General features: G+C 55.4%; 21 protein-coding genes. 15 read left to right on the top strand and 6 right to left on the bottom strand.

From position 1 onward, the window contains the following. The first annotated feature begins 3 nt into the window (after positions 1-3). From BM029_RS11330 to cysM, 10 genes are all read left to right on the top strand, one after another. A complete protein-coding gene (locus BM029_RS11330; RefSeq protein WP_092436059.1) occupies positions 4-3,534 on the top strand; it encodes a DEAD/DEAH box helicase in 3,531 nt (1,176 codons plus the stop codon). Between the two features lie 60 nt (positions 3,535-3,594). Beyond that, positions 3,595-4,281 carry a (d)CMP kinase gene (cmk, locus tag BM029_RS11335; protein WP_092436061.1) on the top strand — a complete coding sequence of 229 codons (687 nt, stop codon included), beginning with the start codon at positions 3,595-3,597 and terminating at the stop codon, positions 4,279-4,281. 233 nt (positions 4,282-4,514) lie between these two features. Then, complete coding sequence (gene rpsA / locus BM029_RS11340) at positions 4,515-6,230, top strand: 30S ribosomal protein S1 (protein WP_092359918.1); 1,716 nt, start codon at positions 4,515-4,517, stop codon at positions 6,228-6,230. 28 nt (positions 6,231-6,258) lie between these two features. Next, positions 6,259-6,564, top strand: coding sequence for an integration host factor subunit beta (locus BM029_RS11345; protein WP_092359917.1), 306 nt, complete (start codon positions 6,259-6,261; stop codon positions 6,562-6,564). Positions 6,565-6,798: 234 nt separating this feature from the next. Beyond that, the gene (locus BM029_RS11350; RefSeq protein ID WP_092436062.1) at positions 6,799-7,113 is read left to right on the top strand and encodes a LapA family protein; all 315 of its coding nucleotides are present in this window, start codon (positions 6,799-6,801) and stop codon (positions 7,111-7,113) included. A 129-nt stretch (positions 7,114-7,242) separates the two neighbouring features. Further along, on the top strand, positions 7,243-8,418 hold the full coding sequence (gene lapB / locus BM029_RS11355) for a lipopolysaccharide assembly protein LapB (RefSeq protein ID WP_092436064.1): 1,176 nt from the start codon (positions 7,243-7,245) through the stop codon (positions 8,416-8,418). A gap of 52 nt (positions 8,419-8,470) precedes the next feature. Further along, a complete protein-coding gene (locus BM029_RS11360; RefSeq protein WP_092436066.1) occupies positions 8,471-9,853 on the top strand; it encodes a UDP-glucose dehydrogenase family protein in 1,383 nt (460 codons plus the stop codon). A 4-nt stretch (positions 9,854-9,857) separates the two neighbouring features. Beyond that, positions 9,858-10,799: a D-glycero-beta-D-manno-heptose-7-phosphate kinase gene (gene rfaE1 / locus BM029_RS11365; RefSeq protein ID WP_092436068.1), complete on the top strand. Its 942-nt coding sequence runs from the start codon at positions 9,858-9,860 to the stop codon at positions 10,797-10,799. Positions 10,800-10,955: 156 nt separating this feature from the next. Further along, on the top strand, positions 10,956-11,327 hold the full coding sequence (locus tag BM029_RS11370) for a ComEA family DNA-binding protein (RefSeq protein WP_092436069.1): 372 nt from the start codon (positions 10,956-10,958) through the stop codon (positions 11,325-11,327). 201 nt (positions 11,328-11,528) lie between these two features. After that, positions 11,529-12,431 carry a cysteine synthase CysM gene (cysM, locus tag BM029_RS11375; protein ID WP_092417104.1) on the top strand — a complete coding sequence of 301 codons (903 nt, stop codon included), beginning with the start codon at positions 11,529-11,531 and terminating at the stop codon, positions 12,429-12,431. A gap of 46 nt (positions 12,432-12,477) precedes the next feature. On the opposite strand, the gene BM029_RS11380 is transcribed toward cysM, so the two are convergent. Next, positions 12,478-12,810 carry a hypothetical protein gene (locus BM029_RS11380; RefSeq protein WP_092359910.1) on the bottom strand — a complete coding sequence of 111 codons (333 nt, stop codon included), beginning with the start codon at positions 12,808-12,810 and terminating at the stop codon, positions 12,478-12,480. Between the two features lie 409 nt (positions 12,811-13,219). Beyond that, on the bottom strand, positions 13,220-13,792 hold the full coding sequence (locus BM029_RS11385) for a DUF1415 domain-containing protein (RefSeq protein WP_092436071.1): 573 nt from the start codon (positions 13,790-13,792) through the stop codon (positions 13,220-13,222). A 185-nt stretch (positions 13,793-13,977) separates the two neighbouring features. On the opposite strand from BM029_RS11385, the gene BM029_RS11390 reads away from it, so the two are divergent. Then, entirely contained in the window at positions 13,978-14,508 is a 531-nt protein-coding gene (locus tag BM029_RS11390) for a YaeQ family protein (protein ID WP_092436073.1), read from the top strand. A 287-nt stretch (positions 14,509-14,795) separates the two neighbouring features. Here BM029_RS11390 and mltB read toward each other — a convergent pair whose 3' ends face one another. Genes mltB through BM029_RS11415 form a run of 4 tightly spaced genes read right to left on the bottom strand, consistent with a single transcriptional unit; the run spans position 14,796 to position 20,017 of the window. Beyond that, the gene (mltB, locus tag BM029_RS11400; protein ID WP_092436078.1) at positions 14,796-15,947 is read right to left on the bottom strand and encodes a lytic murein transglycosylase B; all 1,152 of its coding nucleotides are present in this window, start codon (positions 15,945-15,947) and stop codon (positions 14,796-14,798) included. Next, on the bottom strand, positions 15,938-18,061 hold the full coding sequence (locus tag BM029_RS11405; RefSeq protein WP_092436080.1) for a transglutaminase TgpA family protein: 2,124 nt from the start codon (positions 18,059-18,061) through the stop codon (positions 15,938-15,940). Before BM029_RS11405 ends, mltB begins: the two co-directional genes overlap by 10 nt. Then, positions 18,058-19,059 (bottom strand): DUF58 domain-containing protein, encoded by a 1,002-nt coding sequence (locus BM029_RS11410; protein ID WP_092436083.1) that lies wholly within the window; start codon positions 19,057-19,059, stop codon positions 18,058-18,060. The genes BM029_RS11405 and BM029_RS11410 overlap by 4 nt, the downstream gene beginning before the upstream one ends. A 37-nt stretch (positions 19,060-19,096) precedes the next feature. Then, complete coding sequence (locus BM029_RS11415) at positions 19,097-20,017, bottom strand: AAA family ATPase (protein ID WP_092436085.1); 921 nt, start codon at positions 20,015-20,017, stop codon at positions 19,097-19,099. 232 nt (positions 20,018-20,249) lie between these two features. Between BM029_RS11415 and BM029_RS11420 the strand changes: the two genes are divergently transcribed. The 4 genes from BM029_RS11420 to BM029_RS25610 all read left to right on the top strand — a co-directional run. Further along, positions 20,250-21,191, top strand: a complete 942-nt coding sequence (locus BM029_RS11420) for a histone deacetylase family protein (protein WP_092436087.1) — start codon at positions 20,250-20,252, stop codon at positions 21,189-21,191. 165 nt (positions 21,192-21,356) lie between these two features. Further along, positions 21,357-22,298, top strand: coding sequence for a ribosome biogenesis GTPase YlqF (ylqF, locus tag BM029_RS11425; protein WP_092436089.1), 942 nt, complete (start codon positions 21,357-21,359; stop codon positions 22,296-22,298). A gap of 1,105 nt (positions 22,299-23,403) precedes the next feature. Continuing rightward, positions 23,404-23,865 carry a DUF4019 domain-containing protein gene (locus BM029_RS11430; protein WP_092436091.1) on the top strand — a complete coding sequence of 154 codons (462 nt, stop codon included), beginning with the start codon at positions 23,404-23,406 and terminating at the stop codon, positions 23,863-23,865. A gap of 159 nt (positions 23,866-24,024) precedes the next feature. After that, on the top strand, positions 24,025-25,120 hold a 1,096-nt coding region (locus BM029_RS25610), incomplete at its 3' end, for an ESPR domain-containing protein (protein WP_256381605.1).

The raw sequence follows: 25,120 nt of genomic DNA on the forward strand, positions 1-25,120 counted from the left end.
CGCATGAATTTGACACTTGACGATGTGCGCGACGTGTTGCACCAGAAAACCTATGACCGCGGGGAGGAGTACGTGCGCCAGCACCGCGTGCTTGCGGTGGCGCAGGACGGCGATGTCCTCAACGCTACGGTTCAGGGTAGCGGCAGCAACATCTATCAACAGGAAATCACGCTGTCCGTATTTCGCGATACGCCGGATATTGATAGTGTTTGTTCCTGTCCGGTCGGATCCAATTGCAAGCACGTGGCAGCAGCTTTGATTGCGTATCTGCAGCGTCCGTCTGAGGATCAGCTGGCAATCCCTGCTGGCAAGCCGTCGTCGCTACAGCAACCGCAAACCCAGCCGGTGGCGCCGGCAAAACCTGTCGTTGAGTCTAAAGCCATTGCGAAGGCCAACGCACATGCCCCGCTTGCCCGTCCGATGGAAGCCTGGCTGGCACGTGTCGAAAGTGAAATCGCCGCGGTCGGATCGGCGCCTGTGCAGCCGTCCGGATTACGTCAGAAGGTCGCCACGCACCAGGTGGTATTTGTCTTGTCCGCTGCTTATAACGGCAAGAAAGCCGCGCTGCATTTATGTAAGGCGCAGCAGCGCCCGAACGGCCAGTTTTCAGCTGTGCAGCCAGTGACTGACGTACCGCGCCTGTTAGCCGATCCTGCCGTATTCCTGGGGCCGGAAGATCGTGATCTGATCGGTTTGTTTGTCGCCCAGAATGACGGCAACCATGCGCAGCACGCGGCTTGCGAACTGAGCGGCAAACTCGGTGCGCAATTGCTGCATTCGTTGTTGCAGCAGCAGCGTTTGTTATGGGCCAATTCGCTGGCCGACCTGGCCAAAGGCACGGCCTATCCTTTGCAGCTTGCTGCCACGCGTTGTGCCAGCCTGGCCTGGTATGAAGCGGTGGACGACAGCCGCGACGCCGCGCGCGACAAGTGGCAGCTTGGCTGGCAATTTGAAGCGGAAGCAGAGTCCGCGCCTGGGTCCGGGATCGCGTCCGGGCAGTCACGGAAAAACGTCGATTACATGCTGCCGACCGAGCCGCCCTGGTATATCGATAATCTGTCGTGCGGCGAGCTGCAGCTCTTGCATCGCAACGCCAGGATTTCCAGCAAGGCACTCAACGATCTGGTGATACAAGCACCTTTGCTAGATCCGAAAGATCGCCTGGCCGTTGCTCAGCAATTGCTGACGCAAGGCTTGAACGACGTGATTCCGTTCCCACCGCAAGTGCCGCAGACGATTCGCAAGAATATCGCGCCGCAGCCGTTGCTGGTCTTGGGCAGCTTACCTAGCGTCAGCAATCCGCTGATGCAGGATTTTGCTGAACTGCATTTTCGTTACGACGGCGAAATCGTCTCCACCCAATTTACGTCAACGCTGAGCCGTAACACGTCCGCAGGTATCGAGCAGATCGTGCGCGACCAGGACGCCGAAGCAGCCTTCGGACAGACGTTGATGGCGCTTGGCATGCAACCGCTCCAGGGCACGCAGCATCCGCTGGCCATGATGCCAGGCATGTTCATGCAGCCGGACCAGTCGTCCTGGATACGTTTTGCGAAAGAGGGTTTGCCGAGTCTTGCCGCGCAGGGCTGGCTGATCGACAAGCGTGCCGAATACCGTTTTGATGTCGCTGCGGTAGAAGACTGGTATGCCGAAGTTGCCGACTTAGCCAACGCTGCCGCCGACGCGGCCGGCAACCTGGCCGCCAATACCCCGTTCGAGCTTGAACTGGGCATCGTGGTCAACCACCAGCGCGTGCCGTTGCTGCCGTTGCTGGTCAATTTGATTCGCCAGGCGCCGCAGGATTTCGATCCGCGCACGCTGGCCCAGCGAGACGACCAGGATGAATTGCTGGTGCGCTTGCCGGATGGCGTCCATGTAGCAATGCCCTGGGGCCGGATCAAGCCGATCCTGAACACCTTGGGCGAGCTGTATTTCGCGGAAAAGCAGGACGCCCCGATACGTTTATCCGCACTCGATGCGGCGCGCTTGGCTGAACTGGACGCCGGCGCCAAATTGCGCTGGGTCGGCGGCGATCGCCTGCGCAGCATGGGACAGAAACTCAGTACCTTCGGCGGCATCCAGAAGATTGCCGCACCACCCGGGCTGCAAGCGACATTACGCGATTATCAGCTGGAAGGATTGGCGTGGATGCAGTTCCTGCGCGAGTACGATCTGGCCGGCATCCTGGCCGATGACATGGGTTTGGGCAAAACCGTGCAGACCCTGGCGCATATCCTGATCGAAAAGCAAAGCGGCCGTCTGACCGCGCCGGCTCTGGTGGTTGCGCCAACCAGCCTGATGGACAACTGGCAGCAGGAAGCCGCGCGCTTTACGCCAGATTTGCGGGTGCTGGTCTTGCAAGGAAAGCAGCGGCTGGAACAGTTCGACCAGATCGGTGAGTTCGATCTGGTCTTGACCACCTATGCCTTGCTGCCACGGGATGAGGAACGCTGGCGCGAACATGCCTTCCATTTGCTGATCCTGGACGAGGCGCACTACATCAAGAATCCGCGCTCCAAAGTGGCGCAAAGCGTGGCGTTGCTGAATACCCGGCATCGCCTATGTCTTACCGGCACACCGGTGGAAAACCATCTGGGCGAACTGTGGGCGCAATTTCATTTCCTGCTGCCAGGTTTGCTCGGCGATGAAAAATCCTTTAACCGGGATTTCCGGCAGCCGATCGAAAAGCAGGGCGATGCTGCCCGGCGCGCGTTGTTAGGTCGTCGCATCAAGCCTTTCTTGCTGCGCCGGACCAAAGACAAGGTGGCCAAGGAGCTGCCACCGAAAACCGAAATGCTGCGCTCAGTGACACTGAGCGGGGCGCAACGCGATCTGTATGAAAACGTGCGTCTGGTGATGGATAAGAAAGTGCGGGAAGAAGTCGCAAAGAAAGGCGTAGCGCGTAGCCATATCGTGATCCTTGAAGCGTTGCTGAAATTGCGCCAGGCTTGCTGCGATCCGCGTTTGCTCAAAACCGAATCGCCGGAAGCCGAGGCGGCGCAAGCTGAAGTGCCGTCAGCCAAGCTGCTTGAATTGATGGAAATGCTGGATGAGCTGCGCCAGGAAGACCGGCGCATCCTGGTGTTTTCGCAATTTACCAGTATGCTCGCGCTGATCGCTGCCGAGCTGCAGGAGCGCGATATCGGCTATACCTTGCTGACCGGCGCCACCGTGGATCGGGCAGAAGCGGTGCGCCGCTTTCAAGATGGTGAAGTGCCGGTGTTCCTGATCAGCCTGAAGGCCGGGGGAGTTGGCCTTAACCTGACCGCAGCGGATACCGTGATTCACTATGATCCGTGGTGGAATCCGGCGGCAGAAAGCCAGGCTACCGACCGCGCCTGGCGCATCGGCCAGGACAAGCCGGTATTTGTCTACAAATTGATTGCCAAGGGTACGGTAGAGGAAAGTATCCAGCTGCTGCAGCAGAAAAAAGCCGATCTGGCACAGGCAATGCTTTCTCCGGAAGGCGAAACCCAGAATGTCGGATTGACGCAAGACGATCTGCAGGCAATTTTTGCACCCTTGTCCGAGTGACCGCTGCATTTCATGCAGGTAATAATTTCATTAAATTAATAATAACCATCGAGTATCCCTATGCCCACTTCTCACTTTCCTGTCATCACGATTGATGGCCCAACGGCATCCGGCAAAGGTACGGTGGCACAAAAAGTTGCGCAGCACCTGGGTTTTCATTATCTCGATTCCGGCGCCTTGTATCGCCTGACCGCCTTGTCCGTGATGCGGCGCGCCATACCGTTGGACGATGAGCATGCCCTGGCCAAGGCCGCCGAGCATCTGCATTGCCATTTCAATGGCGCCCACATTTTCCTGGCGAATGAAGATGTGTCGAATGATATCCGGGCGGAAGAAGTCGGCAATCTCGCCTCGAAAATTGCGGCAATACCAACAGTCAGGCAAGCCTTGTTTGGCCTTCAGTTGAGTTTTAGGCAACATCCCGGGCTGGTTGCCGATGGCCGCGACATGGGCACGGTAATTTTCCCGCATGCCGGCTTGAAGGTGTTTTTGACCGCCAGCGTTGAAGCCAGGGCTAAGCGACGCTATAAGCAATTGATTGACAAGGGTTTTTCTGCTAATATGGAAGACCTCTCAAAGGATTTGACGGAGCGTGATGCGCGCGATAGCAACCGCAGCTCGGCACCGTTAAAGGCCGCGGAAGGGGCGTATTTGCTGGATACTTCTGCAATGACTGCCGATCAGGCGGTCGAACAAGTGCTCAGTTGGTACGCCGCTGCCAAGGCACTGCATACGCAGTCTGAATAAGTAGTAGATAAGCAGTAGAAGAGGGTAGTAAGGGGTGTTTTATCTCGAGCTATCAAGAAATACGTTGTTTTTTTGCAGCACCTTGGTGTTCGGTCTGACGCAAAGTCTGGCCGGACGTTGAAAAACCTAACCCAATATTGACCGAATCTTAGTAGTCGGTACGTAACGTACATTAGTTAGTAGTTAGTACATTGCGTAGATAAGACGGCAATACTGTCAAACTAGTCAAAACTATGTCAATCACCGTTCTGTCCCCTGCATCTGCCGGCGCAAATGAATTCGCCGCGCTGTTTGAAGAGTCGCTGTCACGTCAAGACATGCGTTCTGGTGAAGTGATTTCTGCTGAAGTCGTTCGCCTTGACCATAACTTCGTTATCGTCAACGCTGGCCTCAAGTCAGAAGCCTTCATTCCAATTGAAGAATTTAAAAATGACAACGGCGAACTCGAAGTAGCTGTCGGCGATTTCATCTCCGTCGCTATCGAATCGCTGGAAAACGGTTTCGGCGACACAATCCTGTCGCGCGACAAGGCCAAGCGTCTGGCATCGTGGCTCTCGCTGGAAAAAGCGATGGAGTCCGGCGAGATCGTTACCGGTACTGTCAATGGCAAGGTCAAGGGCGGCCTGACCGTTCTGACCAACGGCATCCGTGCCTTCCTGCCGGGTTCGCTGGTCGACACCCGTCCGGTCAAGGACACTACGCCGTTCGAAGGCAAGACCATGGAATTCAAGGTCATCAAGCTCGATCGCAAGCGTAACAACGTTGTGTTGTCGCGTCGTGCGGTTATCGAAGCTTCGATGGGCGAAGAGCGCCAAAAGCTGATGGAAACCCTGAAAGAAGGCACCATCGTTACCGGCGTCGTCAAGAACATCACCGACTATGGCGCATTCGTGGATCTGGGCGGCATCGACGGCCTGTTGCACATCACCGATCTGGCATGGCGTCGTGTGCGTCACCCATCGGAAGTGTTGACAGTCGGTCAAGAGATCACTGCCAAGGTTCTGAAGTACGATCAAGAAAAGAATCGCGTTTCCCTGGGCGTCAAGCAACTGGGCGACGATCCTTGGACCGGTCTGTCACGTCGTTACCCGCAAAGCACCCGTCTGTTCGGTAAAGTCACCAACCTCACCGACTACGGCGCATTCGTTGAAGTCGAACAAGGTATCGAAGGTTTGGTCCACGTTTCCGAAATGGATTGGACCAACAAGAACGTGGCGCCAAACAAAGTCGTTCAATTGGGCGATGAAGTTGAAGTCATGGTTCTGGAAATCGACGAAGACCGTCGCCGTATCAGCCTGGGCATGAAGCAATGCAAGGCTAATCCTTGGGACGATTTCGCTGTTACCCACAAAAAGGGCGACAAAGTTAAGGGCGCGATCAAATCGATCACCGACTTCGGCGTGTTCATCGGCCTGGCCGGTAACATCGACGGTCTGGTGCATCTGTCGGATCTGTCCTGGACTGAAACCGGCGAAGAAGCCGTTCGTCGCTTCAAGAAGGGTGACGAGCTGGAAGCCATCGTTCTGGCAATCGACGTTGAGCGTGAGCGCGTTTCCCTGGGCGTCAAGCAACTGGAAGGCGATCCATTCAACAACTTCGCTGCAATGAACGACAAGGGCGCACTGGTTTCCGGTACGGTCAAGTCGGTTGAGCCTAAGGGCGCAGTGATCCAGTTGTCGGAAGAAGTCGAAGGCTACCTGCGTGCATCCGAAATCTCCCGCGACCGCGTGGAAGATGCCGGTACCCACCTGAAGGTTGGCGACACTGTTGAAACCATGGTCATCAACATCGATCGCAAAGCTCGCAGCATCCAGCTGTCGATCAAGGCGAAAGACAATGTTGAAACCCAGGAAGCAATGCAAAAGCTGTCTTCGGACTCCAATGCAGCTTCCGGCACAACCAGCCTGGGTGCACTGTTGAAGGCAAAGCTCGATAACAGCAAGAACTAAGTAACAATTAACTGAGCGAGTCAAGCTAATGACAAAGTCGGAGCTGATTGCCCGCTTGGCCGAGCGTTATCCGCAACTGGTAGCTAAGGATGCGGATTACGCGGTGAAAACGATACTCGATGCAATGACGGACGCCTTGGCGACCGGCCAGCGTATCGAGATTCGCGGGTTCGGCAGTTTTGCGCTGAATCGGCGGCCACCGCGGATCGGACGTAATCCCAAGTCCGGCGACAAAGTGATGGTGCCCGAAAAACGGGTGCCGCATTTCAAGCCAGGCAAGGAATTGCGCGAACGGGTCGACGCGATGGTCGGGCAACCGATTCAAGAGGACTGAGTTGTAGTTGCTGAGTTAGTGCTTAGTTAGTGTTAACGCGCGAGCAAATCGAAACGGCATCTTCGGATGCCGTTTTTTTTCACGTACAATTTCGCATCATTTAAAGTTATATTGTTTGTGTATTAGTAGTGAATTTGTAAATATGGCAAGATTTTGTCCGGCCAATTGCACATTCAAGCAGCGCGCTTACTACCCGCCACTACCCGCTATTACCCAATCAAACGGAAAGGCATCATGAAAATCATTTCCCGAATTCTTTCGATCTTGCTCTTCGTTGTATTTTTTGGATTCGCGTTGCAGAACAAAAGCACCGTCGATCTCCAGTTTTTCCCTGGCACGACGATGCAAGGGCCGCTGGTGCTATTCCTGCTGGGCTTCTTTGTCTTTGGTGCGATCCTTGGCGTACTGGCCATGGCGCCATCTGTACTGCGTCACCGTCGCAATGCCTCGAAGACGAAAAAGGCACTGACTTCCCTGCAGAAAGAACAAGAAGCGCAACGGCTGGCAGAGTCGCAAGCACCGCAACCGGACAGCATCAAGAATATATAATGCCGCTAGGTATTTAATTTGCTGCATCGCTGCATTGCTGGTTGCTATATACCGCTGCAGCGGCAGCTTACCGGCAAATCACACCTGAGACTCGTCTGAGACTCAGGTCACGCATAAAGCACAGCCCGTATGGAATTTGAAATTTGGTGGTTACTCGGTATCCCAGTCTTTTTTGGATTAGGCTGGATCGCCGCACGGGTCGATATCAATCAACTGATATCCGAATCGCGCAGTTTGCCCCGTGGGTATTTCAAGGGTTTGAATTTTCTGCTTAACGAACAGCCGGACAAGGCTATCGATGCATTCATCGAAATCGTCAAGCTCGATCCGGAAACCGCCGAGCTGCATTTCGCACTAGGCAACCTGTTCCGCCGCCGCGGCGAAACCGAGCGCGCAATTCGGGTGCACCAGAACTTGCTGGCACGCCCCGATCTGGCGCAAGAGCACCGCCTGCACGCGCAGTATGAGCTGGGGCAGGATTACCTGAAAGCCGGTTTGCTGGATCGCGCCGAAGAGAGTTTCAATTTGCTCGCCGGCAGTCAATACGGGGCGCAAGCAGGGCGCGCGCTGCTCGAAATCTATCAGCGCGAAAAAGAATGGCTGCGCGCGATTGAGGCAGCACAGACTCTGCAACAATCCGGCGCCGGTGGACGGCAAAAGGAAATTTCACAGTTTTATTGCGAGTTGGCGCAGGATGAGCTGGTGGACGGTCACCCCGAAGCCGCCATGTCCCTGCTGGAAAAAGCGCTGAAAAACGACCGCAACAGCGTGCGTGCCACCATGTTGCTAGGCGACGTACATCTGGCCCAGGGTGACGTCGAAGCGGCATTGCATGCCTGGCGCCGGGTCGAGCAGCAAAGTGTGCCGCATGTGGCGCTGGTGGCCCAGCGTTTGATGGATGGCTATCGTGCTGTCGGAAGGCCGCATGAAGGCGTCAGCTTGCTGCGCTCCTATCTTGCGGAAGCATCTTCCATCGATCTGCTGGAAGTGGTGTTCAAGGCGGTGCTGGAACTGGATGGCGTCGAAGCCACCAATCAGCTGGTGAGCGATGAACTGCGGCGTACGCCGACCTTGCTTGGCCTGGATAAGCTGCTGGAAGCACGCTTGATGAAAATCACGCCGGAAATGCATACCGAGCTGTCGGTAGTCAAAAATCTGGTGCATGGCTATACCCAGAAGCTGGCACGTTACCAATGCAGTCACTGTGGTTTCAAGGCGCGTCAGTTCTACTGGCAATGCCCGGGGTGCAGCCGATGGGAAACCTACCCGCCGCGCCGTACTGAAGAATTGAACGTAATGAATTAATCCTGCTGGCCCGCCACCTATAGCGGGCAGCGCAGCGCATTCACGGAATAACATGAAAATTACTATTATCGGTACCGGTTATGTCGGTTTGGTCACAGGTGCTTGCCTGGCCGAATTGGGCAACGATGTATTTTGCCTGGATCTGGATCAACGCAAGATCGATTTGCTCAATAGCGGCGGCATTCCGATCCATGAACCGGGCCTGGCTGAAATCGTCGGCCGTAATCGCGCAGCCGGACGCTTGCATTTCTCCACCGATATTGCGGCCAGCGTGGCGCATGGCCAGGTGCAGTTTATTGCGGTGGGCACGCCGCCCGATGAAGACGGTTCCGCCGACCTGCAATACGTGGTGGCCGCGGCCCGCAACATCGGCAAATACATGACCGGCTTCAAGGTCATTGTCGACAAGTCGACGGTGCCGGTGGGTACCGCAGACAAGGTGAGCGCAGCGATCCAGGCCGAACTGGACACACGTAAGCTGAGCGGCAAGGCACCGCAATTCTCGGTCGTCTCCAATCCGGAATTCCTGAAAGAAGGCGCCGCCGTCGAAGATTTCATGCGGCCTGACCGCATCGTCATCGGCTGCGACGAAAGCGCTGAGGGCCAGCAGGCGCAGGCGCTGATGAAACAGCTATACCTGCCGTTCAATCGTAATCACGAACGCACATTCTGGATGGATGTACGTTCAGCCGAATTCACCAAATACGCAGCGAATGCGATGCTGGCGACCCGCATCTCATTCATGAATGAACTGGCCAACTTGGCCGATAAAGTCGGCGCCGATATCGAAGCCGTGCGCCATGGCATCGGTTCCGATCCACGCATCGGCTACAGCTTCCTGTATGCCGGTTGCGGCTACGGCGGTTCCTGTTTTCCGAAGGATGTGCAGGCGCTGGAACGGACCGCACGCGCGTATGGCCAGGAATTACATATCCTGCGCGCGGTTGAGCAAGTCAATAACAACCAGAAGCACGTGCTGGGACAAAAGATCACCGAACGTTTCGGCGCGGACCTGAGCGGCAAGCACTTTGCATTGTGGGGCTTGGCGTTCAAGCCGAATACCGATGACATGCGCGAAGCTTCATCGCGCGTGCTGCTGGGCGAACTGCTTGCGCGCGGCGCTACCGTGGCGGTGCATGATCCGGTAGCGATGGCCGAGGCCAGGCGGGTATTGGCGCTGGATCTTGCCGCGACGCCTGGCGCCTTCGAGCGCATCCGTTTTTGCGACAACCAGACCGACGCTTTGCAAAATGCTGACGCCCTGGTCATCGTGACAGAGTGGAAGACCTTCCGCAGCCCCGACTTTGAACAGGTAAAAACGTTGCTCAAGGCGCCAGTCGTCTTCGATGGCCGTAACTTGTACGAACCCGGGGTGATGGGCGAACTGGGCTTCGAGTATTACGGCATCGGTCGTTCGGTGCTGGCGCGAGGATAAGAACATGAGCACATCTGTCTACAAAGTGCCCGCTTCCTTTGAAAGCGTACAGATCCTGGTGGTTGGCGATGTCATGCTGGATCGCTACTGGTTCGGCGAAGTAAGCCGGATTTCGCCAGAGGCGCCGGTGCCGATCGTACGGGTCGAAAAGCGTGAAGAACGCCTTGGCGGCGCAGCCAACGTCGCGCGCAATATCGCCACTCTGGGCGGCAGCTCTGGCTTGTTGGGCGTGGTAGGTCAAGACGAAGCTGGCGATACCGTCGACAGCATGCTGGCGGAAATGGGCGTCAGCAGTTTCCTGACCCGCGATCCGGCCATCTCGACCATCATCAAATTGCGCGTGATAGGCCGCCAGCAGCAATTGCTGCGCATCGATTTTGAGGAAGCGCCGACCGACGCAGTATTGCGCGACAAGCTGACCCGTTTCAATACTTTGCTGCCGCAATACCCGGTAGTGGTGCTATCCGATTACGCCAAAGGCAGCCTGGTCAACGTCGCCGAAATGATCGCTGCCGCCAGGCAAGCCGGCAAGTGCATTCTGGTCGATCCCAAGGGCGACGATTTCTCGCGCTATGTGGGGGCAACCGTCCTGACGCCGAATAAAGCGGAGATGAAGCACATTGTCGGCAACTGGAAGAGTGAGGAAGAGTTGACGCTCAAAGCGCAAAACTTGCGTGAGTCGCTGCAACTCGAGGCGTTGCTGCTGACGCGCTCGGAAGAAGGAATGAGTTTATATACCGCGAAGGAAATTCGTCATTTTCCTGCCATGGCGCGCGAGGTATATGACGTTTCCGGCGCTGGCGATACCGTGATTGCCACCCTGGCAGTGATGCTGGGAGCGGGATTGCCGATTGCCGACGCCGTTGCGCTGGCGAACCGTGCCGGCGGCATCGTGGTCGGCAAACTCGGTACGGCAACCGTCAGCCGCGAAGAGTTGCTCGGGTAGCGTTTCATTATTTGCGAAACGCCTCCCTTAGCTAAGTCAAATCTTGTTTGTGGTGTAAAAGTCAATTTTCCATGTGTCGGTGATTATAATTAATTGGACGTTTTCGCGTCTGATTGATCATTTGAATCACCAACACATTCATGGGAGAAAGACGAAATGCTGAAAAAATTATTGCTGATAGTTGGCATGTTGATGGCCACCGCCAGTTTTGCTCAGGTCGACGTCAACAAGGGTGATCTGAGTGCCCTGGACGGCGTCAAGGGCATCGGTTCCGCTACCGCTAAACGCATAGTGGACGAGCGCGGCAAAGGCGGTAACTTCAAGGACTGGGCCGATTTTGAAAGCCGCGTGCCAGGCATTGGCGACAAGAAGTCGGTCAAGTTGTCACAGGCCGGCTTGCTGGTGAACGGTAAGCCGAAGGCGGGTGGAGAGGCCGCAACGGCACCTGCCACTGCATCTGCCACCGCATCTGCCACTACCCCCGCCACTGCACCTGCCAAGATTACGGCCAAGCCGCCAGCCAAGTAGGTGTCCCGGCAGCTACCGGTTCAAATCCAGGCAAACAAACCATGAAGCTCCTGCTTGCCCCGTCCGTATTTCGGGGCCTTTTCTTTTCAAGACTGCTTGTGCGCTTGCCAGGCACTATTTTGTCCGGTTTGTCAGGCTTTCATACGCGTAACAAAGTCTCATATTAAAATGGGTTCTTTGCCCAAGACGCCTGCACACACTATGCCTTATCTGACTATCGAAGACACAATCGGCAACACGCCTCTGGTACAACTCAAACGTATCCCCGGCAGCGATGCCGAACAACGCAATAACGTTATCCTGGCCAAGATGGAAGGCAACAATCCAGCCGGGTCGGTGAAAGACCGGCCGGCATTGTCGATGATCAAGCATGCCGAAGCGCGTGGCCAGATCAAACCGGGCGATACCCTGATTGAAGCAACCAGCGGCAACACCGGCATTGCCCTGGCGATGGTGGCTGCGATGCGCGGCTACAAGATGGTGTTGTTGATGCCGGAAAACCTGAGTGAGGAACGGCGTCAGAGCATGGCGGCATACGGCGCCAAGATCATTCTCACGCCCAAGACCGGCGGCATGGAATATGCGCGCGACCTGGCAGAAAAAATGCAGAAAGACGGCGAAGGGCTGATCCTCGACCAGTTTGCCAATCCGGACAATCCGCTGGCGCATTATGAAACCACCGGTCCCGAACTTTGGCGCGATACCGAAGGACGCATCACTCATTTTGTGAGTGCGATGGGGACCACCGGCACCATCATGGGCGTTTCGACCTATCTGAAGGAGCAGAATCAGGCGATCCGGATTATCGGTGCGCAGCCGGAAGAAGGCTCACAAATTCCAGGCATCAGAAAGTGGCCGGAAGCATATCTGCCAAAGATATACGAGCATTCCAGGGTAGACCAGATTGAGTCCGTCAGTCAGGCCGCGTCCGAACATATGGCACGCAGGCTGGCAAGCGAAGAGGGGATTTTCTGTGGGATATCGACAGGCGGTGCCTGCGAAGTGGCACTCAGGATTTCGCAGCAAGTAGAGAACGCGACGATTGTTTTTGTCGTGTGCGATCGCGGCGATCGTTATTTATCTACAGGCGTTTTCCCTGCCTGAAGCGAACTGCTCCAGGCAGGAGTTTCGGACGTTGCCGACATGCTGATTACTTCAGCTTTTCGGCTTCGATCTTGCTCTTTGGCTTGAATTGCTTGTCGCTGATACGGAATTTTTCGCGACGATCGCCCATCAAGGCACGCAACTCACGAATCGTCAGATCGCTGACTTCGTGCATACGGATCAGTAGCGATGCGCCAACCGGCAAGCGGCGATGGCGAATTTTACTGATGACCGGTGGCGCTACTTCTAGCGAGCGTGAAAGTGCCGCATCATTTTTCAAATGCAACTTGTCGATCAATGAATCCAGCAGGTGATTTGGGTCATAGGTCACCTGTTCATCGAGCTTGTTGCTGGTTGGTGCGTCTGGGGTAGTATTCATAGTCATAATCAATTGATTCCGTTATCCTAGTTGATATATGGGAAGTGTTTGTGCAATTTGTACCGAACTATTACCAAGTGCACCTCCCAGTTTTATTGGCAGCCTTATAAGATTGCCGTATTTTATACTGATTTTGAGCACATATTTGTCATAAAGAAACTCCCTATCTTTTTCTTCATGGTACAGCTGATACCGCCAAGTACATTGCACAGCATGTTGTATATTATTTTGGTAACAAACAACCTACCTTTGTTTAGTGACCAAATATACAAATAAGTTGCACAAGCTCAATTTAAAATTTTCTTGTTACGATGTCTATTACTATTTAGTAACTTTCCGTAAAAAATACAAGGAACATCGTTTTACAACATTGTTTAATTAGTAAAATACCAATAAAGTTTGTTTTTGTCTATCCCTCCCTCAATACTTTCTGCCAGCCATCTAAACCCAGTTGATGCAAGGTTTGCATATTCTTGTTGAATATCTCGGACGCGTCCGGAAACGCATTTACTGCCCGTTCGACGCTAATTTCGCGTAAAAGATGCAAAGTCGGGTACGGCGCACGATTCGTATAGTTGCTGATATCATCCACCTCGGTGCCGGCGAACTGATAGTCGGGATGAAAACTGGCAACCTGGATTTCTCCATCCAGCTCAAGCTCATCGACGGCCGCATCGGCGACATCAAGAAAGTCGTTGTAATCCAAAAAATCACGTAGCGCATCAGGATGTATCAGCAAAGTGGTATCAACCGCTTCCGGATCCGCCTGGTGCAGAAATTCCAGTTCCTTGATCAGATCTGCCAACAATTCTTCCGGCGTCTGCGCTGCGCTGACGACGTAGCGAATCTGGTCCTTTATAAACACCGCCTTGGCGAAAGGACAAAGATTGAGTCCGATCACAGCGCGCTCCAGCCATAATTTGGTGTGAGCGATTACTTCGCTGGAGAATGGCGATAATGTTGCTGATGCAGCAGTTGTCATTGGATTAGTATCAATATTTACAAGGTGTTAAGACAAATATAGGGGCGAACCTGGAGGCAACAAGCCTGCCGGCGTGCATATATGTACTTTATTCGTGCTACATCTGGCAGAAATCGGGTTATTCTTCCGATCCCGTGATCGCTTCACGCCGGGTTTGATTCAACTTATATATAACAATAGGCGTTATGGCCCTTAAAGCAACTATTTTCAAAGCCGATCTGCAAATTGCCGATATGGATCGTCATTATTATCAGGAGCACGCACTGACGTTGGCGCGTCATCCTTCGGAAACTGACGAACGCATGATGGTGCGATTGCTGGCCTTCGCCCGTCACGCATCGGCTGCTTTGGTATTCGGTAAAGGCTTGTCGGATGCTGATGAGCCCGATTTGTGGGCCAAGGATTTGACCGGTGCGATTGATCTCTGGATTGAAGTCGGCCAGCCCGATGAAAAGCGTATTCTCAAGGCTTGCGGACGGGCGGCGCAGGTGGTGGTGTACAGCTACAGCAGTACCAGCCACATCTGGTGGAATCAGATCAGCAGCAAAGTGGCACGCGCCCGTAACCTGACCGTCATCAATATTGCCGCGGCCAGCAGCGAGGCATTGACCCGCTTCGCCCAGCGTAACATGCAGCTGCAATGCACCATCCAGGATGCGCAGATCTGGCTGACCGCCGGTGACCAGACCGTGGAAGTCGAGCTTAGGGCGTGTTGACCTATGATTTGGGAGATGCGTTCAAACCAAAACGTGTGGTGGCAAGGCGCGTGGCGCAGCTGGGGCTGGTACCCCGGCAAGCCATGCAACGCGGCCAGCGCACGTTTTGGTTTGAACCCTTCGGGAACGGCTGCAGGCGTCGCATGCCGTTGTTGCAGGGGGCGGCCATCCGCATCCTTGCCGTAGCCCGCTACGTCGCGTCGCTGCGCCTAGGCACGCAACGCCTGCCGCGCGTTCGCACTCCCAAATCATAGGTCAATACGCCCTAACGTCAGCAATCCCTGATGTTAGTTTTTGTCGCGCGCCACCCGTACCGCGCGACCCAGATCCACCACCGACATCGCATAAAAGAAACTGCGGTTGTATTGCGTGATGGCGAAGAAATTATCGGTGCCTAGCCAGTATTCGGTCGGTCCCTGGCCATTTTGCAAGTCGACCAGGCCGAATCGCATGTCAGCCGGCGGCACCACGCCGGGCACTACTCCGGCGGCAGTTAAATCATCCAGCGAATATTTGGCTTCCAGGCCCTGGCCGATAAATGTCTGCCAGCGGTTTTCGGAACTGGTGTCTGTTGAGAGCGTTGCCGGGAAGACGGTCGGCATGCCGGTTTTCCAGCCGTGCTCCGCCAGATAGTGGGCGACGCTGCCAATTGCATCGATTGGCGAATTGCGCAAATCGATTTTCCCCTTGCCGTCAAAGTCCACGCCGTACTGGCGTATGCTGCTCGGCATGAACTGCGGCCAGCCGATGGCGCCGGCGTATGAACCTAACAAGGTAAATGGATCGATGCCCGTTTCCCTGGCGTACAGCAGGGTATTTTCCAGCTCGCTGCGGAAAAACCGCATCCGCGCCTCGCGTGTGGGTGTATTCGGATAGTCGAATGCCAGCGTGGTGATGGCATCCATGACCCTGAAACTTCCGACATTACGGCCGTACACGGTTTCCACGCCGATGATGCCGACGATGATTTCCGCCGGTACGCCATATTGCGCTTCCGCGCGGCTCAAGGCATCGGCATAGGTATTCCAGAAATCGACGCCGGCCTGGATCCGCACCGGTTCGACGAAACGGGCGCGGTAGGCTGCCCAGTTCTTTGGCTTGCTCGCCGGCGCCGGTTTCATCAACTGGATAGCGCTGTCGATATAGCGCACCTTGTTAAACATGGTGACCAGCTCAGCGCGGTCGAAGCCATTTTTTTCGACCATCTGATCGATGAAAGCAGAGACCTCTTTCCAGTCGGCGAAATTGGCGAATTCGCCATCGTCGGCATTGCTGCTGGCTTTACGCACCTGTACCTGCACCTGTGCCTGGTTTCTTGCCGAAGCTGTCTTGCCGGAGTTGCTTTGCTGCGCCAGAAGATCGGGGCTGGCTGAGATCGCCAGCGCGATAGTGCAAAGCTGGGCGACAGTGTGGAGACCTGAAGTTGATTTCATCGACATTGGGAGAGCAGTAATTTTAGTTGTGCCATTAAAGGCGCCGGTGGCTTATTGTCCGGCCCGTAGTCGGCGCCGTATTGCAGGGCCTCGTACAATGCCATGAAGCGCTTGACCGCTATTTTGACAGATGGCGTTAGTGGCGAGTTGCTTGCGCACAGCCGGCGACCGTAAGTGCCCGGCCCCTCATGCTTGTTGCGCGCCATGCCACGCCGCGCCATCTGCGCGCACAGCGAAGAGTATACAGTATCGAGCGGGTTCTTCTTGTTTCGCGCTAACAGCAAAGGCAAGGTGACGCTGCCGACCGCGACCGTGCCGATGGTCAGCATCAGGATGATCAGGCTGCGCCAGTCGAATCCATCAAATCCAAGCCAGCGCAGCAGGCCCATTTGCCGTGCTGGCGTGTAGTTCAGAACCCATTGGTTCCAGCCGTTGCCCAGTGCTTCCCAATTGGCGCGGAGCAGGGCGGTCGCGTCGTTCAAGCCGGACCACCAGTTGGCCTGGCCCGCAGCGCCACCTAGCAGGTTGCCAAAGAAAGAGCGCGGCAGTACATTGCTGAGCTGGGTTTCAATCCGGCTCGGCGCCACCGCTGCCGTCGGGTCGACTCTTACCCAGCCGCGTGGCGGCAACCAGACTTCAGCCCAGGCATGGGCGTCGGACTGACGCACGGTCATCATGCCATCGACCATATTGATTTCACCGCCCTGGTAACCGGTCACCACGCGCGCGGGAATCCCTGCAGCGCGCATCAGCACCACAAAGGAGCTGGCATAGTGTTCGCAAAAGCCGGCGCGGCTGGAAAACAGAAAATCGTCGACGCTATCCCGGCCCAGCAGAGGTGGTTCCAGCGTGTAGCTGAATTTTTCATGTCGAAAGAAACTCAGCACTGCGTTCACAAGCGCAACGTCGTCCGGCCATTTTTTACGCAAGTCAGCCGCAAATTCCTGGGTGCGCGGATTGAAATTGTTCGGTAATGCCAGCGCTTGTTGCAGGCTGCTGGCCGATATCGGATCTGCCGGCGCGGGTTTGAGATTCGAGGTGACATCGTAGCGTACGCGTTCGTTGATCGCGCGTGCTGCGCGAATTTGATGGTCTGCCGTCAGCCGTACCGGGATGCCCTCCAGCGTCGGCGCCAGTTGCGGTGTTTCCAGTGCGAACAGCCAGCGTTGGCCGTTCGCTTCCATTGTGATTTGCTGGCGTACCGCGGTTGCCGGATCAAGACTGCGGTTAAGATCAGATACTGCCTGAACATGAGTCGCAGTATCGACTGCAGGACGGCTTGCCCGTCCCTGAGTCCAGGTGCGGCCATCGAAATCATTCAGCACTGCGCCCCGCCAGTACAACCTGGCAGGGGCAGGCGGCGCATCGATGAACTTGACGCGGAAGGCAATCTCATCGGATAAAGCCAGTTGCGCGATATTCCCGGGCGCCATGCTATCCGACAAACCTGTGCGGCCACCGTGGGCATCGCCCGGCAGGCCCCACAATGGCCCCTGGATTCGCGGAAACAGCAAAAACAGAATCAGCGTCAGCGGCAACGCCATGGCCAATACCAAAGCGCCCAGGCGCAGCCGCTGTTTGAGTGGCGGCACCAGGCCGGTATATTGAAACGACAGCTGTACCGTCAAAATCAGCACCAGGGTAGCCATCATCCACAGCAAGGACAGCATCGATTGCGAATAGAAAAAGCCGGTAAGCAGCAAAAAGAAACTCAACAGCAGCACCACGAACAGATCCCGCCTGGCACGCATTTCCAGCAATTTAAATGTCAGCAATAACGCCAGCATTGCTACCCCTGCGTCGCGTCCGAGCAAGGTGTGAAAGTCGATATAGATCCCCGCCATGGTGAGCGTCGCCAGTGGCAGCAACAGCCATAGTGGCGGCAGGCGCTGGCCGCGTACGGTGACCCAGGCGCGCCACAGCAGCAGCCCGCCGCAGATCAGCGAGGTCCACCAGGGCAGATGCAAAAAATGCGGCAGCAGCACCATGGCGCAGGCGCCGAGCAGCAGCAAGGTGTCGCTTTTGTCGCGCGGCAGCGTATGCATGTACGTGCTTGAGATACGGAACAAGGGTTTGCTCTCAAGCTCGGCCCTGATCTGTTGGATGGGGTGGTGGTTCATGGCACACCTTGATACAGCGCCAGCGCGCGCAGGCAGGCGCGCTGATGGGTCGGTCCCAGCGCTGCGGCATGGATGTTGTCGCCGAGGCGGAACGCATACGGCAGCTGGCGCGCTTCCGCTTCCAGTATCCAGCGCGTCATGCGCGACAGTTTGTCTTCGAGCGCCATGTCATAAGGCAGCGAATCAAAATCAATCGATAAATCGCTGACTGCGCCGCCTTCAAACTGCTTGGTAATCAACTTGGGATCGAGATCGGTATCCAGCCTGGCGATTTGGCGCCAGGCCAGGTGTTTGAGCGAGTCGCCGCTTTGATAGGTCCTGATTCCCGCAAAATCCTGATGCCCGGCGACGCCGTTGCCGTCGCTTCTTTCGATTGGCGCCAGCGGCAGCGGCGGGGTCGATGTCGATGCCTCCGGCCGTGGGTAGACCAGGGCCCTGCTGTCCGGTTGCCAGTAACTCCAGGCGCGCAGCAAACCAAGCGGAAAGCGCGTTTGCAAACGTATCCTGGGAGCCGGCTGCCAGCCGCGACGGGTGGTGGTGGTCGCTAGCGTCAGGTGGCTGGTGCTATGGGCGGGAACATCGGTCGCCCGTTCCATGGCAGGCAAGCCACGTCCGATGAAGCCAAGCCAGATGGCATAACGGGTATGCTTGCGCCGGTTCGCCAGATGCAGCTCGAACAGCGCATCTTCGCCGGCAAATACCGCCGCTACCTTGCCGGCAGTCAGATGCAAATAGGCCAGGTTACGGAAAGTCAGGTGCATGTCGATGACAGCACAGGCGGCCAGCAAGAAGGTCAAGCCAAAGCCAAGGCTCAGGTTGTAGTTGATGGAACATAAGAACAGCAATACCAGCATGACGGCAAAAGCCAGCCCAGGCCGGCTCGGCACGATGAATACCCGTCGCTGGTTGAGAAAAACCTCCCCCGGTTCGGCATCGCGTAGCTGGAACAAGGAGCGATCCAGCCAATCCCGGAATCGTTTGCGCAGAGAGGTCAGCATGGTGGCGATCGCAGACTGATAGCGAAGCAAGCTGGTTTTAAACCGCGACCGACTTCATCAGCTGCAGCACCATGTCGCGCGCGCCAAGAGTACTGCCGGCGTGTGCTTTCAGCGGGCGCAGGCGATGTGCTGTCACCGGCACCAATACCGCCTGGACGTCCTCGGGAATGACATGGTTGCGGCCTTCCATGGCAGCCCAGGCCCGGGCCGCCTGCAGCAGCGCGATTGCAGCGCGCGGGCTCATGCCTTCCGCAAACAAGCCATTTTGGCGCGAAGCATGGGCCAGCGCCTGTATGTAATCGATCAACGACGTCGAGGTATGGATCTGCTTCAATGCCAGCCTGGCTTCGATCAGTTCAGCAGCGTGCATCACCGGGGCGATGGATTTCAGCAGGGTGCGGCGATCTTCCCCCATTAATAACGCGCGTTCGGCGGCAGCGTCCGGATAGCCCAGCGACAAACACATCAGGAAGCGATCCAGTTGCGACTCAGGCAAGGCGAAGGTGCCAACCTGATGGGCTGGATTTTGGGTGGCGATAACGAAGAACGGCTCCGGCAGGTCGCGCGTGAAACCTTCCGCGGTGACCTGGCGTTCCTCCATCGCTTCCAGCAGCGCCGACTGGGTCTTGGGCGTGGCCCGATTGATTTCATCGGCCAGCAGCACCTGGGTGAACACCGGCCCCGGGTGAAACACAAAACTGCTTTTCTCGCGATCGAAAACCGAAATTCCCACCACGTCGGCAGGTAGCAGATCGCTGGTAAATTGCAGGCGATTGAAGCGCAGCCCCAGGGAAATGGCCAATGCATGCGCCAAGGTGGTTTTGCCGACACCCGGCACATCCTCAATCAGGAGATGGCCGCCCGCCAGCAAGCATACCAACGCCTGGCGGATCTGGTGATCCTTGCCGACGACGATCTGACCGACTTGCTGTGCTACTGCATGGATTTTTGCGAACATGGGTTTGTCTGGTAAGGGCGGCATGGTGGAGAGAGTCGGGAGAGAGAATCATACAAACTTCCCAGGAGTTAACCTAGTTCCTTTAAGGAATTATGGCGTTTTTCTTAAGGCCACCCTGATTTCCAGCCATGGATCAGGACGAAGTATGTGCATCTGCTCATTTTTCTTCCGTTTCTTGGGTACACTAGGCATATTGCGGCATCATTTTCAGCATGACCTTTGGCGAGATCAATTGACTACTGCTTTCTATACTCACTCTGACTGCAAGCTGCACGACATGGGCCCAGGGCATCCGGAATCGCCGGCGCGGCTACAGGCGATCGAAGACCAGCTGATTGCGAGCCGTATCGACCAGTTGCTGGATCACCGCACCGCGCCTTTGGCGCTCGAGGACGATCTGGCGCGCGTACACAGTGCCGCCATGATCGCCAGAGTACGAGAGCATAGCCGCGCTCTGGCCGGTAGCGCCGGTATTTATCCGCTGGACCCCGACACTTCAGTCAATGCGCATAGCTGGCAAGCGGCGCTACGTGCCGCAGGCGCTGCATTGGCCGCGACTGACGCGGTCATTGCGGGTGATATCGATAACGCGTTTTGCGCGGTGCGTCCGCCCGGGCATCATGCAACCTCGAACACCTCCATGGGATTTTGCCTGTTCAACAATATTGCACTGGCGGCCCGCCATGCGCTTGAGGTGCACGGGTTGGAGCGGGTGGCGATTGTCGATTTCGACGTCCATCATGGCAATGGCACGGAACAGATTTTCGCGCACGATCCGCGCGTGCTGATGGTGAGTTTTTTCCAGCACCCGTTTTATCCGTACAGCGGTACCGAGCCGGATGAAGGCGATAATGCCGTCAATATTCCTGTGTCAGCCTATAGCGATGGCAGCGTGGTGCGGAAATTGGTGACGGAGCAATGGCTGCCGGCGCTGGAGGCGCATCGCCCGCAAATGATTTTTGTTTCTGCCGGTTTTGATGCGCACAGAGAAGACGATATGGCGCAGATGGGCCTGGTCGAGGCCGACTATACCTGGCTGACCCGACAAATCATGCAAGTCGCTGCGCAGCATGCTCAGGGCCGTATCGTCAGTTGCCTGGAGGGCGGTTACAACCTGTCGGCGCTAGGGCGTAGTGTGGTTGCTCATATGAAAGTATTGGCCGACCTCGAATAAATGTATCGCCACAGGACCATGAGCGGGATGCGAAAAGGGCCGGGCAAACCGCTATTGACCACCCTCTGCCATATAGCGAACGCCGTCAAGGATAAGGTAGAACCCAAGGTAGAACCGAAATAAGTCCGTACAATAGCGGTTTATTTTAGCCAGACAAGACAACGCATGTCCATACAATGGTTCCCAGGTCACATGAACGCCGCCCGCAAGAAGGCGGCGGAAGCTATGGAGAAGGTCGATCTTGTGATCGAAGTGCTCGACGGCCGTTTGCCGCAAGCCAGTTGCAATCCGATGATCGAACAGCTGCGCGTGTTTCGCCAGCGTCCTTGCCTGAAAATCCTCAATAAGAGCGATCTGGCCGATCCTGCTGTCACGCAGGCCTGGCTTGCCTTTTACAACAGCCAGAAAAACGTTCATGCGGTGGCGCTGAGCTGCAAGAAGCCTTCCGATGTCGCCAAGATACCGGGTTTGTGCCTGAAGCTGGCGCCGCACCGCGGCACGCCCTTGAAGCCATTGCGCATGATGATCATGGGGATCCCTAACGTTGGCAAATCGACGCTGATGAACGCCTTGCTGAAGCGTCGCGTGGCGGCGGTAGGCGATGAGCCGGCCGTGACCAAGGTTCAGCAGCGCCTGTACCTGGGCAACAACATGGTGTTGATCGACACCCCCGGCATGTTATGGCCGAAGATCGCCCATCCGAGCGACGGCCTGATGCTGGCGGCCAGCCACGCCATCGGCACCAATGCGCTGATCGAGGAAGAAGTCGCGACGTTCCTGGCCGACGAGTTGCTGATTCGCTACGCACCTTTGCTGGCGGCACGTTACGGCATCAAGACGGAAGGTATCGATGGCGTTAGCGTGATTGAAGGTGTGGCGCTACGTCGTGGTTTTCGCCTCAAGGGCGGCGATCTTGATCTGGAGAAGGCCGCGCACACCTTGTTGCAAGATTACCGGACCGGCGCGCTTGGCCGCATCAGCCTGGAAACGCCACAGACTCGGGCGGCATTGCTGGCACGTCATCAGGAAGAAATAGCGCAGCGTCTGGCCGAGGCTAAGGCAGAGGCGGAAAGCGACGATCAAGACAATCAGGACAGCACGAGATAATCTGCTTCCGCTTCGCAATAAAAACCCGCAACGACCATGTCGCTGCGGGTTTTTTTATTGCCCGGGGAATTTGGGAGGGGGGTTATCAGAGCACCCGTAAGATGGTTGAATTGACAATTAATTTCACATTTCTATCTACTTCACTACATCTGGTAATGAAATAACCAGAATCACTCCTCAAGCCTCTCCATATGCTCCGGATTGCCGCGCATCCTGCTATTCGACGGCTGAAAAGGGCTACCGCGCGCCATTCATATCTTGTAATTACTGCTATATAAAATGTTATTTATGCATCGAATCGGGTAGTCGCGGTTGTGATTGTAAATTTGTCGGCTGGAAATTTTATTGGTTGTCATGACATTAATTTTAAGAGACATATTTATCATTTCCACGCAGAAATACTTTTTGGGTTTATTTTACTTTAGAGGGTTTTTACTATCGATATGTGAACAATTGTGACCCGTTAATTTTTTATCTTGAAAATTTTTTTCTTGTGATATACGAATTTTATATAACTAAAAATTTTTAATGTTTACAAGGATTTGCGACATATTTTTTTATGAGTAATCGTGAAAAATCATGATTTATTTTAAGGAAACGGGGCGTCATATATGAAATTTTTCGTTGTTTATTAGCGACTTTGGGGAACTTATTTTAATGACATAAATGCTAATTGAAATTAACATTTGCCTCGTTTTGTAAAATATGAATTTTGGACATTTATTGACGTTCAAATTGCAGCGATGGGCAATTAATTGAGCGCTCAGATGCAAAAGCATGTTGTCTAAATTGAAATTCCGCCATTTTTGCCCAGGCGTATGACCGGTGCCACCAGGTACCGGCGAGGGGCGGTGACATTTGTGTAACAAAACGATCAGTAAGAAGAACTTAAGACGTCGTTAAATGTTATTTGAAGTTTAATATTGTGAACTTTGAAATATGACAAGAGCGGTACCAAAATCCGCCAGCAAGGCAATTTATCTGAGCTCCTAATTTTTCAATCGAGATTTGAGGCAAGTGGCCAAATCACTTGGGTCTTTCATCTTTGATGCGATGAAGCTGAGTGCTCTTTGGTCAGGGAAGCGGCAAATTTTCGGGGAAAAAGATGGGCAAGTTGCATCAGATGATTTCATTCAAAGGGCTGGCGAAACTGATTTTGCTATTTGCCGTGAGCATGTCGCTTTCGGCAAGTGCGATGGCCCAATCCGCAGACGCCGCCATTAGCGTCGCGCGTCAATGGCTGACATTGGCCGATGCCGATCAGGCAGGGCAGATGTGGGAGCAGAGCTCCACCTTGATGAAAAGCCAGTCGGACCGGAACACCTGGATCGGCTACATCGGCGGCATGCGCACTCAACTAGGCCGCTCTCTTGACGCGCGGGTCTGGGAGGCGATGGAACACCAGATCGATCACCCCGACTTGCCGCACGGCGAGTTTGTCAGCGTCACTTTTGTGTCGGGCTACGCCAAAGCGCGTGCCTGGGAAAGAGTAGCGCTGGTCTGGCAGGGCGAACGCTGGGTGCCGGTTGGCTACCAGTACGGCGCCATAACTCCTGCCGCCAAATGACGCGTTGCCGGTCCCGATATCGGTCCCGGTAACGGTACCCGGCCAACCGCCATCAGCTGTCTTCCCGCTTTTAGCATTCCTGATTTCCATGTGATCCCGCTTGCGCGATCAATCTGATCCCTTGTCGCGAGCCGTACCAAATTTTGCATAGAGCTAAACATGAATAAAATTTACCGCACCGTATACAGCGAAGTACTTGGCACGTGGGTTGCCGTCTCTGAGAATACTGCCGCACGGGGTAAGCGTAGTAGTTCGAAGGTTGGGGCTGTGATGGTTGCTGCGGTGTTGGGAGCGGTGATGTTGGCGTCTCCGGGAGCGGGGGCGGTCGGGACTCAGCTTGGCGGAGGCTCTGCTTCAAATACCAGTATAGCGATTGGGGAAGGTGGCAATGGTAACAATGCCAGTTCCAGCACTACCGCAAGCGGAGCCAACTCCGTTGCCGTGGGATCTAGCACGAATGCTGCTGGAGATAATTCAACCGCACTCGGCAACGGCGCGAATGCTTATGGAACTAATTCAACCGCACTCGGCAACGGCGCGAAAGCTAACAACTACAGCATCGCTATCGGGAATGTTGCGAATGCTTCTGGAGGTAGTTCAACCGCGATCGGCTCTAATGCCCAAGCGACCAAGGCCGGCTCCTTCGCTCTAGGCGACGATGCCACTGCCAGCGGAATTTCATCAGTCGCTATTGGCGGCGGTAGTGGTGACACTTTTAATGGCTCAAAAGCTGCCGCTGATCAGTCCATTGCAATCGGAAAATCGTCCTCCGTAATAAGCACTGCCACCAATGGTGTCGCCATTGGCGTCGGGGCGACTGCAAGTTATGCCAACAGCGTGGCGATTGGACAGGGCAGTGTTACCGGACTGAGCACATCGACTAGCCAGGGTTTCCTGACTGGAACCACGGCACTTTCGGAAATCTCGGTCGGCGCGCCAACCGCGTTGCGTCGCATTACTAATGTGGCAGATGGTTCTGCTCTTCAGGATGCAGTAACGGTTCGCCAGCTCACTACATTGTCGACGGCAGTGTCGACCGGTATCACTTCGTTATCCACCGGTCTGAGTTCCACCAACAGTAACGTGACTTCGTTGTCGACCGGCTTGAGTTCCACGAACAGCAACGTGACTTCGTTGTCGACGGGTTTGAGTTCCACCAACAGTAATGTGACTTCGTTGTCGACAGGCTTGAGCTCGACCAACAGTAACGTGACCTCGTTGTCGACCGGACTGTCATCAACCAACAGCAATGTGA

It is taken from the genome of Collimonas sp. OK607, assembly GCF_900111995.1.
Lineage (GTDB): Bacteria > Pseudomonadota > Gammaproteobacteria > Burkholderiales > Burkholderiaceae_D > Collimonas.

Coding starts and splice junctions, on each gene's coding strand:
- BM029_RS11330 (WP_092436059.1), top strand. CDS start 4: ATGAATTTGACACTTGACGATGTGCGCGACGTGTTGCACCAGAAAACC.
- cmk (WP_092436061.1), top strand. CDS start 3,595: ATGCCCACTTCTCACTTTCCTGTCATCACGATTGATGGCCCAACGGCA.
- rpsA (WP_092359918.1), top strand. CDS start 4,515: ATGTCAATCACCGTTCTGTCCCCTGCATCTGCCGGCGCAAATGAATTC.
- BM029_RS11345 (WP_092359917.1), top strand. CDS start 6,259: ATGACAAAGTCGGAGCTGATTGCCCGCTTGGCCGAGCGTTATCCGCAA.
- BM029_RS11350 (WP_092436062.1), top strand. CDS start 6,799: ATGAAAATCATTTCCCGAATTCTTTCGATCTTGCTCTTCGTTGTATTT.
- lapB (WP_092436064.1), top strand. CDS start 7,243: ATGGAATTTGAAATTTGGTGGTTACTCGGTATCCCAGTCTTTTTTGGA.
- BM029_RS11360 (WP_092436066.1), top strand. CDS start 8,471: ATGAAAATTACTATTATCGGTACCGGTTATGTCGGTTTGGTCACAGGT.
- rfaE1 (WP_092436068.1), top strand. CDS start 9,858: ATGAGCACATCTGTCTACAAAGTGCCCGCTTCCTTTGAAAGCGTACAG.
- BM029_RS11370 (WP_092436069.1), top strand. CDS start 10,956: ATGCTGAAAAAATTATTGCTGATAGTTGGCATGTTGATGGCCACCGCC.
- cysM (WP_092417104.1), top strand. CDS start 11,529: ATGCCTTATCTGACTATCGAAGACACAATCGGCAACACGCCTCTGGTA.
- BM029_RS11380 (WP_092359910.1), bottom strand. CDS start 12,810: ATGAATACTACCCCAGACGCACCAACCAGCAACAAGCTCGATGAACAG.
- BM029_RS11385 (WP_092436071.1), bottom strand. CDS start 13,792: ATGACAACTGCTGCATCAGCAACATTATCGCCATTCTCCAGCGAAGTA.
- BM029_RS11390 (WP_092436073.1), top strand. CDS start 13,978: ATGGCCCTTAAAGCAACTATTTTCAAAGCCGATCTGCAAATTGCCGAT.
- mltB (WP_092436078.1), bottom strand. CDS start 15,947: ATGTCGATGAAATCAACTTCAGGTCTCCACACTGTCGCCCAGCTTTGC.
- BM029_RS11405 (WP_092436080.1), bottom strand. CDS start 18,061: ATGAACCACCACCCCATCCAACAGATCAGGGCCGAGCTTGAGAGCAAA.
- BM029_RS11410 (WP_092436083.1), bottom strand. CDS start 19,059: ATGCTGACCTCTCTGCGCAAACGATTCCGGGATTGGCTGGATCGCTCC.
- BM029_RS11415 (WP_092436085.1), bottom strand. CDS start 20,017: ATGTTCGCAAAAATCCATGCAGTAGCACAGCAAGTCGGTCAGATCGTC.
- ylqF (WP_092436089.1), top strand. CDS start 21,357: ATGTCCATACAATGGTTCCCAGGTCACATGAACGCCGCCCGCAAGAAG.
- BM029_RS11430 (WP_092436091.1), top strand. CDS start 23,404: ATGGGCAAGTTGCATCAGATGATTTCATTCAAAGGGCTGGCGAAACTG.